Source organism: Streptomyces sp. O3, assembly GCF_054788135.1.
The window spans coordinates 1-8,988 of sequence record NZ_JBTVYK010000101.1; the positions used below are offsets into that span (position 1 = coordinate 1).

9 protein-coding genes and 1 pseudogene are annotated in these 8,988 nt (G+C 71.1%); 8 read left to right on the plus strand and 2 right to left on the minus strand.

What is annotated here, in order from left to right:
* The 8 genes and pseudogenes from ACX6XY_RS29495 to ACX6XY_RS29530 form a co-directional block, all read left to right on the plus strand.
* Positions 1-1,527 (plus strand): annotated as a pseudogene (locus ACX6XY_RS29495) (nitrate- and nitrite sensing domain-containing protein); the annotation flags it as partial.
* A gap of 9 nt (positions 1,528-1,536) precedes the next feature.
* The gene (locus tag ACX6XY_RS29500) at positions 1,537-1,950 is read left to right on the plus strand and encodes a roadblock/LC7 domain-containing protein (protein ID WP_460337505.1); all 414 of its coding nucleotides are present in this window, start codon (positions 1,537-1,539) and stop codon (positions 1,948-1,950) included.
* A 113-nt stretch (positions 1,951-2,063) separates the two neighbouring features.
* Positions 2,064-2,474, plus strand: a complete 411-nt coding sequence (locus tag ACX6XY_RS29505; protein WP_460337493.1) for a DUF742 domain-containing protein — start codon at positions 2,064-2,066, stop codon at positions 2,472-2,474.
* Entirely contained in the window at positions 2,455-3,033 is a 579-nt protein-coding gene (locus ACX6XY_RS29510; RefSeq protein ID WP_460337495.1) for a GTP-binding protein, read from the plus strand. Before ACX6XY_RS29505 ends, ACX6XY_RS29510 begins: the two co-directional genes overlap by 20 nt.
* Before the next feature lie 352 nt (positions 3,034-3,385).
* Positions 3,386-6,766 carry a sensor histidine kinase gene (locus ACX6XY_RS29515; RefSeq protein ID WP_460337498.1) on the plus strand — a complete coding sequence of 1,127 codons (3,381 nt, stop codon included), beginning with the start codon at positions 3,386-3,388 and terminating at the stop codon, positions 6,764-6,766.
* A gap of 10 nt (positions 6,767-6,776) precedes the next feature.
* A complete protein-coding gene (locus ACX6XY_RS29520) occupies positions 6,777-7,190 on the plus strand; it encodes a roadblock/LC7 domain-containing protein (RefSeq protein WP_156727239.1) in 414 nt (137 codons plus the stop codon).
* An 89-nt stretch (positions 7,191-7,279) separates the two neighbouring features.
* Positions 7,280-7,858: a DUF742 domain-containing protein gene (locus tag ACX6XY_RS29525; RefSeq protein ID WP_460337501.1), complete on the plus strand. Its 579-nt coding sequence runs from the start codon at positions 7,280-7,282 to the stop codon at positions 7,856-7,858.
* Positions 7,839-8,417, plus strand: a complete 579-nt coding sequence (locus ACX6XY_RS29530) for a GTP-binding protein (protein WP_409003541.1) — start codon at positions 7,839-7,841, stop codon at positions 8,415-8,417. The genes ACX6XY_RS29525 and ACX6XY_RS29530 overlap by 20 nt, the downstream gene beginning before the upstream one ends.
* 144 nt (positions 8,418-8,561) lie before the next feature.
* Here ACX6XY_RS29530 and ACX6XY_RS29535 read toward each other — a convergent pair whose 3' ends face one another.
* Together ACX6XY_RS29535 and ACX6XY_RS29540 are read right to left on the minus strand one after the other, a co-directional pair.
* Positions 8,562-8,768, minus strand: coding sequence for an acyl-CoA carboxylase subunit epsilon (locus tag ACX6XY_RS29535; protein WP_460337509.1), 207 nt, complete (start codon positions 8,766-8,768; stop codon positions 8,562-8,564).
* 55 nt (positions 8,769-8,823) lie between these two features.
* The coding region (locus tag ACX6XY_RS29540; RefSeq protein ID WP_460337512.1) for a carboxyl transferase domain-containing protein at positions 8,824-8,988 on the minus strand (165 nt) is incomplete at its 5' end.

Sequence of the window (8,988 nt, forward strand, 5' to 3'; positions counted from 1 at the left end):
GCCGGTGGCCCCGGCGGCGGGGGCGGCGGTCTGCTCGGCGGGGCGCCGGCACGTGGTCAGGTGGCTGGTTCGGGGCCGCGCGCGGCGCTGCCCTCGCGTGACGCGGGTGCCGGTGCGGGCGCGGGTGCTGGTGCTGGTGCGCCCGGCCAGCGGGCCGGAGCCGGTACGCAGCACGGCGGCGGCCCGCAGCAGAACGCTCCTCAGCAGGGCGGTCCTCAGCAGGGCGGTGCCCCGCGCGGCCCGCAGGACCCCGCGTCCCAGGGCAGGCCGCCGGTGCCGGGCGACGCCTTCAGCGCGCGGCGCGCGGGCCAGGGCCCAGGCGCGAGCGCGCCCGGCGACTCCGGCATCCCGACCCGCGCCGACGTGTTCGGCGGCGGCCAGGGCGCGCAGGGCCAGGGCGCGCAGGGCCAGGGCATGCAGGGCCAGGGCGCGCAGGGCCAGGGCGGCCGCGGCGCGGCCCCAACGCCGAACGGCCAGCAGTCCCCGTACGCCCAGCAGGGCGGCCCCGGCGGCGGCCCGCAGCAGCGCACCGCCCACAACTCCGGCGGCCACGACGAGCGGCAGCCCCAGCTGCCCCCGCGCGGCGGCCCGCGCCCCGAACTGCCCGGCGGCGGCCCGCAGCCGCGGGTGCCCGCCTGGAGCAACGAGAACGCCCAGCCGTCGGCCGGACAGGACACCGCGCGCGAGCACCGGGAACCGGACGCCACCTCGCCGATGCCCCGCGCGGATCTGGACGGCCCGCGCCCCGACGGCCTGCCGCAGCGCCCCGAGTTCGGCCGCGGCCAGGCCAACGGCCAGCAGAGTCAGCAGGGTCAGGCCAACGGCCAGCAGGCCAGGACCGGACCGTCCGGCCAGCCGCCGCACCAGCAGGGCGGCCACCCGCACGGCCCCGGCGTCCCCGACCAGCGCCCGCACACCCCGCCGCAGCGCCCCGAGAACCCGATGGGCGGCGGCGCGCGCAACGGCGCACGGGACACCACGGGCTTCGCGGTACCGCAGCCGCCGGAGCCCCGCCCCGCGCAGTCGCAGTCGCAACCGCAGCGCCCCGAACCCTGGGAGCTGCCCGCCGCGGGCCCCGGCGACGGCCGTACGCCGCTGTACGACACCCTGGAGACCAACTGGTTCAGCGCCCAGGGCGGCGACGCACCGCAGCAGACGCCCGACAGCGCACCCCCCGCGCCCCACACGCCCGCTCCCGCGTCGCCCGCCGCGCCCGCCGCATCCACGGCGCCCCCCACCTGGCGCAGCACGCCGAACGACGACCTCGTCCGGCAGGCGGAGCGAGTCAAGAAGCCGTCGGCAGGCGGAATCACCACATCTGGTCTGCCACGCCGCGTTCCCCGTGCGAACCTTGTCGCGGGCACCGCGGAGCAGCAGCAACAGCAAGGCGGTCCCCAGGTCTCGCGCGCCCCCGACGACGTGCGTGGCCGGTTGACCAACCTTCGACGGGGCATCCAGCAGGGACGCGAAGCCGGGTCAGGACAGACCGGCAGCTACCCTCGCCCCTCTCACCAGCAGGAGCGTTAGTTGAGTCCGATGAGCCAGGCGGCGCAGAACCTGAACTGGTTGATCACCAACTTCGTGGCGAACACCCCCGGTGTGTCCCACACAGTGGTGGTCTCCGCCGACGGTCTCCTGCTCGCGATGTCCGAGGGGTTCCCGCGGGACCGCGCCGATCAACTGGCGGCGGTGGCCTCCGGGCTGACCTCCCTCACGGCCGGGGCCTCGCGAATCTTCGAAGGCGGGCAGGTCAACCAGACCGTGGTCGAGATGGATCGCGGTTTCCTGTTCCTGATGTCCGTCTCGGACGGCTCGTCGCTGGCCGTGCTGGCCCACCCGGACTGCGACATCGGTCTGGTCGGCTACGAGATGGCCCTGCTGGTCGACCGCGCGGGCACGGTTCTCACCCCGGACCTCCGCGCCGAGCTCCAGGGGAGTCTGCTCCACTAGTCTGGCGCCAGGCCCCTCGCCCGAACGACCAACCGTCCGGCCGCTCTTGACCCCCCACCGGCCGAGCTACGACGGCACGTAATGACCACACTGCTGTCCCGCCCGGAGGATCCATGACCCCGCCCACCGCCTCTCACGATCCGTACGGAGCCACTCAGGACTCCCTGTACGGGGACGAGGGCGACCAGCCGCTGGTGCGTCCGTACGCGATGACCGGCGGCCGGACCCGGCCGCGCTACCAACTCGCCATCGAGGCGCTGGTCAGCACCACGGCCGACCCGGCGCAGCTGATGGGACTGCTCCCCGAGCACCAGCGGATCTGCCACCTGTGCCGCGAGGTCAAGTCGGTGGCCGAGGTGTCGGCGCTGCTGACGATGCCGCTCGGGGTGGCCCGCATCCTGGTGGCCGACCTGGCGGAGGCCGGTCTGGTCGCCATTCACCAGCCCGGCGGCGACGAGAACGCCGGCGGTCAGCCCGATGTGACACTGCTCGAAAGGGTGCTCAGTGGACTTCGCAACCTCTGACGGCCCAGGCCGTTCCACCACATCCGCCAAGATCGTGGTGGCGGGCGGCTTCGGCGTGGGCAAGACCACGTTCGTCGGCGCCGTCTCTGAGATCAATCCGCTGCGCACCGAAGCCGTGATGACGTCAGCCTCCGCGGGCATCGACGACCTCACGCACACCGGGGACAAGACGACGACGACCGTCGCCATGGACTTCGGCCGTATCACCCTGGACCAGGACCTGATCCTGTACCTCTTCGGTACGCCGGGCCAGGACCGCTTCTGGTTCATGTGGGACGACCTGGTACGCGGCGCGATCGGCGCCGTCGTCCTGGTGGACACCCGGCGGCTGGCCGACTGCTTCCCCGCGGTCGACTACTTCGAGAACTCCGGGCTGCCCTTCGTCATCGCCCTGAACGGCTTCGACGGACACCAGCCCTACAACCCCGACGAGGTCCGCGAGGCGCTGCAGATCGGCCCGGACACCCCGATCATCACCACCGACGCCCGGCATCGGGCCGATGCGAAGAGCGGCCTGATCACGCTGGTCGAGCACGCGCTGATGGCACGCCTCAAGTAGGCGCGGGCGTACGGAAGTTACCCGTACGCCCCAGAGAGCGGCTTGTGTCCTTTGACACGATCCGCCAGTGTGTTCATAACATTTCGACAGTGAATTCAGGAGCCTCCGACACCGCACGCGGTCAGCCGGTGTCGCTGCGCTCACAAGAGCCCCGCCTTTTGGCGGGGCTCGTTCTTTATGACCGTTTTATCTGAGGCCTGGGTCACCAGAGACCAGTCCGTCACACTGTTTGGTGGAGCCCTGGCTGACGTGCTGGAATGCGCTGAACTGCCCGTTAGTACGGGCCAGAATGACGACAGCGGCACAACGTAGGTGCCGACGCCGAGAGGTTGTTGGTCGAGTGAGGCGAAGCATGAGCGGTCCCGAGCCGTCGGCACGGGGCAACTTCACCCCGCCGCCGCGGACAGCGGCATCGCCCGCGGAAGAACCCGGCTCCGACGCGGCGGACGCCGCCTCGTCCGGCAGCAGCAGCCGGTTCTCGCCGCGCAACTGGCGGGTGCCCGTACGGCTGAACGCGATCCTCCTCATACCCGTGATCATCGCCGTCGTCATGGGCGGTTTCCAGGTCAAGGGCTCGGTCGACACCTGGCAGGAGGCCCGCGACGCCGAGAAGACCGCGCTCGTCGTACGCGCCGCCGAGGACTACGGCCAGGCCCTGCTGAACGAGCGTGACCTCTCCGCCCCCGACCTGCTCACCAAGTCCGAGACCACCGAGAAGGTCAAGAAGCTCCGGGCCGAGACCGACGCCGCCAAGGCGGCGTTCGACGAGGTCGTCAAGGACATGCCCGACATCAAGGGCCTCAACCGCCGCGTCGACGCCTTCCGCACCAGCGAGGCCAAGCTCCCCAAGCTGCGCGAGCAGGCGTACGTCGCCGCCATGGACCCGACCAGCACCGAGCTGGGCTACCGCGACATCCAGCACACCCTGATGGAGCTGGGCAACGAGCTCAGCCTGGACAGCGGTAACTCCACCAGCTACGGCCGCACCGTCTACGCCGTCTCGCTCACCAAGGCCTCGGTGTCCCTCCAGCGCGCCATCGGCACCCACCTGCTGGTCCGGCCGAGCAGCGACTCGACGAAGTACAAGGAACAGCTGACCTCCTTCGCCTCGTTCGCGTACCTGGAGCAGATCGCGATCGACGAGTTCATCTCCGCGGGCACCGACGAGAACGTCGCGACCCTGAAGGCGGCGCTGAAGAAGCACGAAGCGGAAAGCGCGAAGAAGGTCGCCGCGGCCGCCGAGCAGGCCAAGGAGCCGGGCCAGCCCGCCGTCACTCCGCCGTCCATGACGGAGATGATCAGCCTCATCGGCAGCGGTGAGATGACCCCCGAGCAGCTCGCCAAGGCCGGTGTCACCCCGGAGACCTGGGCGGCCGCGTCCACCGGGAAGTTCGAGGGCTACCGCGAGGTCGAGACCGGCCTGGTCGACCAGGCCGTGACCGATGCCGGAGAGATCGCCGACGACGCCCAGCGCGACGCGTACATCACCGGCGCCGCCGTGGTCGCCGCCGTACTGATCGCCTTCCTGATCGCCGCCGTCATGGCCCGCCAGATGAGCACCAGCATGCGCCGCCTGCGCACCGCCGCCTTCGGCATCGCCGAGCAGCGGCTGCCGATGCTGGTCGACCAGCTCTCGCGCACCGAGCCCGGCAAGGTCGACACCCGCGTCGAACCGATCCCGATCACCACCCAGGACGAGATCGGCGAGGTCGCGCGCGCCTTCGACCAGGTGCACCGCGAGGCCGTCCGGCTCGCCGCCGAACAGGCCCTGCTGCGCGGGAACATCAACGCGATCTTCACCAACCTCTCGCGCCGCAACCAGTCCCTGATCGAGGGCCAGCTGACCCTGATCACCGACCTGGAGAACAACGAGGCCGACCCGGACCAGCTGGAGAACCTCTTCCGCCTGGACCACCTGGCGACCCGTATGCGCCGTAACGGCGAGAACCTCCTGGTCCTCGCCGGTGAGGACGTCGGCCGCAGCTGGGACCAGCCGGTGCCGCTGGTCGACGTGCTGCGCGCCGCCTCGTCCGAGGTGGAGCAGTACGAGCGCATCGAGCTCTCCGGCGTCCCCGAAGCGGAGATCCACGGCCGCTCCGTGACCGACCTGGTGCACCTGCTGGCCGAGCTCCTGGAGAACGCCACCACGTTCTCCTCGCCGCAGACCAAGGTCAAGGTCACCGCGACCCGGCTGCCCGACGGCCGCGTCATGATCGAGATCCATGACAAGGGCATCGGCCTGACCGCCGAGGACTTCGCGGACATCAACCACCGGCTGGCCAACCCGCCGACCGTGGACGCCGCGATCTCCCAGCACATGGGCCTGTTCGTGGTCGGCCGCCTGGCCGACCGGCACGACATCCGGGTCCAGCTGCGCCCCTCCGGCGAGCAGGCCGGCACCACCTCGCTGATCATGCTCCCGGACGTCATCACCCACGGTGGCGGCGGCAGCGACCTGCCCGAGAACGAGTTCACGGTCTCGCAGATGATCCCGCAGCAGGATCAGGCCCAGCAGGCGTTCGCGGCCCCGCCGGTGCGCACCGCAGCGGAACTCGGCTTCGACGACAGTCGTTACGACGACACCCCGTCCGTGCCCGACGACGCGCGTGCGCTGGACCCGCTGGGCCGCTCGCTGATGCGCGAGGAGCGCCGGGCGGCGCTCGAAGCCCAGAGCCCCGACCGCTCGCCCTTCCAGGACGAGCGGGAGCCGCAGCCCGAGCACGGCGGATTCGACGCCCAGCAGCAGGCGTTCGACGCCCAGCAGCAGGCGTACGAGGGCTCCCAGCAGCCTTACGAGGCCCAGCGGGCCGGGTACGACGACCAGCGGGCCGGATACGACGCGCAGCAGCAGACCGGATACGACGACGGCCAGCAGCAGAGCGGGTACGACGGCCAGCAGCAGGCCTACCGCGATCAGGGCGGCCAGCAGGACGGCTTCGGCAACCGCCAGCAGAGCGGCTACGACGGCCACCAGTCAGGCGGCTATCAGCAGTCCGACGGCTACCCGGAGCCCGCGTACGCGGAGCCCGGCTACGACGGCCACGCGCCCCGGCAGTCGTCCGGCCAGCAGCCGCAGTACGACGGCTACGACGACCGCTCCCACCAGGGAACCTGGCAGCAGGAGCCCGGTTACCAGGACGCGTACCAGCCCGCGTACAACCAAGAAGCGCAATCCGGTCCCGGAGCTCCCGCCGGGGGCGACGACCGCGTAGGCTTCGGCCAGCAGGCGCCCTCCGCGCCCGCGTCGAACGCCTCCCACGACCTGACCGACGCAGGCCTCCCGCGCCGTGGCTCCACCGCGGCCCGCGGCCAGGCCGACCCCGCCGGTCAGCAGTGGCAGCCCGGACCCGCCGCCCAGGGCACTCCCCCGCGACAGCGCCCCGCCGACCACGAGCCGCCCGCCGGGGCGGCCGGGAACGACGGCGACGGCGCGGCCGACGAGGGCTGGCAGTCGGCGAACGACGACCGCTGGCAGCGGGCCGAGCAGCTCCGCAAGCCCAAGGCGGGCGGGGTCACCCCCTCCGGCCTGCCGCGCCGGGTGCCCAAGGCCAACCTGGTCGAGGGCACGGCGGAACAGACCCCGCAGGGCGGCCCCCAGGTCTCCCGCGACCCCGAGGACGTACGGGGCAGGCTGAGTAACCTGCGCCGCGGCGTTCAGCGGGGCCGCGGCGCAGGCAGTGACACGAACGGCCAGGGCTTCGGCCTTGGTGGCAACTACAACCAGGAGCGTTAGTGTGAGCCCGATGAGCCAGGCGGCGCAGAATCTGAACTGGTTGATCACCAACTTTGTGGAAAACACCCCTGGTGTGTCCCACACGGTGGTGGTCTCCGCCGACGGACTCCTGCTCGCGATGTCCGAAGGATTCCCGAGAGACCGTGCCGACCAGCTGGCGGCGGTCGCCTCGGGACTGACCTCCCTCACGGCCGGGGCCTCCCGGATCTTCGAAGGCGGCAGCGTAACCCAGACAGTTGTGGAGATGGAGCGAGGATTCCTTTTCCTCATGTCCATCTCGGACGGTTCCTCGCTGGCCGTACTCGCCCACCCAGAGGCGGACATCGGCCTCATCGGGTACGAGATGGCCCTGCTCGTGGACCGTGCGGGCACGGTCCTCACACCGGACCTCCGCGCGGAGCTCCAGGGCAGCCTTCTCAACTAGCAAACGGGCAGTACGTCTTCTTGCCCGGTGGCTATAAAGTCGGGGCGCGGCTCCAATGGTGGACGCATCGCAAATAGGAGGAGGAGAACGTGGCAACACCCCCAGACGGTTCGTCTTCGGGCAACTGGCCGTACGGACAGGGGCAGGGGCAGGGCGAAGGCGCCCCCAGCCACTACGACTTCCCCTCCGCACCCGGCCACCAGGGCCAGCCGTACGCACAGCCCACCCAGCAGCCCTACCCGCAGCAGGGCGGCGGGCACGGTAACGCCGTGCCGCAGCAGACCGGGCGGCGCGCCCCCGGACGGCAGCAGCCCGCGGGCGGCAAGCACAACCCCCTGGTGCGTCCGTACGCCATGACGGGCGGACGCACCAGGCCGCGGTACCAGCTCGCCATCGAGGCACTGGTGCACACCACCGCCGAACCGCACCAGATGCAAGGCCAGTTGCCCGAGCATCAGCGGATCTGCAACCTGTGCCGGGAGATCAAATCCGTGGCGGAGATCTCGGCGCTGCTCACCATTCCCCTAGGCGTGGCCCGCATCCTCGTAGCCGACCTGGCCGAGGCGGGACTCGTCGCCATTCACCAGCCCGGCGGCGACGAGAACGCCGGCGGTCAGCCAGATGTGACACTGCTCGAAAGGGTGCTCAGTGGACTTCGCAAGCTCTAGCGGTGCGTCCCGCTCTACCACCAGCGCAAAGATCGTGGTGGCGGGCGGCTTCGGCGTGGGCAAGACCACGTTCGTCGGCGCCGTCTCTGAGATCAATCCGCTGCGCACCGAAGCCGTGATGACGTCAGCCTCCGCGGGCATCGACGACCTCACGCACACCGGGGACAAGACGACGACGACCGTCGCCATGGACTTCGGCCGTATCACCCTGGACCAGGACCTGATCCTGTACCTCTTCGGTACACCGGGCCAGGACCGCTTCTGGTTCATGTGGGACGACCTGGTACGCGGCGCGATCGGCGCCGTCGTCCTGGTGGACACCCGACGGCTGGCCGACTGCTTCCCCGCGGTCGACTACTTCGAGAACTCCGGGCTGCCCTTCGTCATCGCCCTGAACGGCTTCGACGGACACCAGCCCTACAACCCCGACGAGGTCCGCGAGGCACTGCAGATCGGCCCGGACACCCCGATCATCACCACCGACGCCCGGCACCGCGCGGACGCCAAGTCGGCGCTGATCACGCTGGTCGAGCACGCGCTGATGGCACGGCTTCGCTGAGACACACCGAGAGGCGGGGCCCCTCCGTACCGGAGTGGGCCCCGCCTCTCGTGCTGTCCTCACACAGCAGCGCCCGGCCAGGGAGAATCCCCGGCCGGGCGCTGCCGCGTCGTGTGTCAGGACGTGGGTGTCAGGACGTGGACGTCAGCCCTGCCAGCTGTGCGGCGCGCGGAAGCCCGGAGTGCGCTCCAGTCGACGCCAACCGGCCTTGGCGCGGCCGCGGTGGTGGCTGGGGGCCTCGGGCCTGGCCGCGGCACGGGCCATCAGGATCGCGGTGATGGCCGCGAGCTCCTCGGGCTCGGCGTGGCCCTTCTCAACGCGGAGGAAGTGGTCGGCAGGGGTGCTCATCAGGTCGTGTCCCGTCTTCGTAGCGGTCGTCGTCGCGGTCGGCGCAGTCGGCTCGGGGCTACTGCGGGGGGTTGCCGTGCTTGCGGGATGGCAGGTCGGCGTGCTTGTTGCGGAGCATCGACAGGGAGCCGATGAGGACCGAGCGGGTCTCGGCGGGGTCGATGACGTCGTCGACCAGGCCGCGTTCGGCGGCGTAGTAGGGGTGCATCAGCTCGGCCTTGTA

Excerpts from the sequence above, each read along its gene's own strand:
- ACX6XY_RS29515 (WP_460337498.1), top strand. The coding sequence starts at position 3,386 with ATGAGCGGTCCCGAGCCGTCGGCACGGGGCAACTTCACCCCGCCGCCG.
- ACX6XY_RS29500 (WP_460337505.1), top strand. The coding sequence starts at position 1,537 with ATGAGCCAGGCGGCGCAGAACCTGAACTGGTTGATCACCAACTTCGTG.
- ACX6XY_RS29505 (WP_460337493.1), top strand. The coding sequence starts at position 2,064 with ATGACCCCGCCCACCGCCTCTCACGATCCGTACGGAGCCACTCAGGAC.
- ACX6XY_RS29520 (WP_156727239.1), top strand. The coding sequence starts at position 6,777 with ATGAGCCAGGCGGCGCAGAATCTGAACTGGTTGATCACCAACTTTGTG.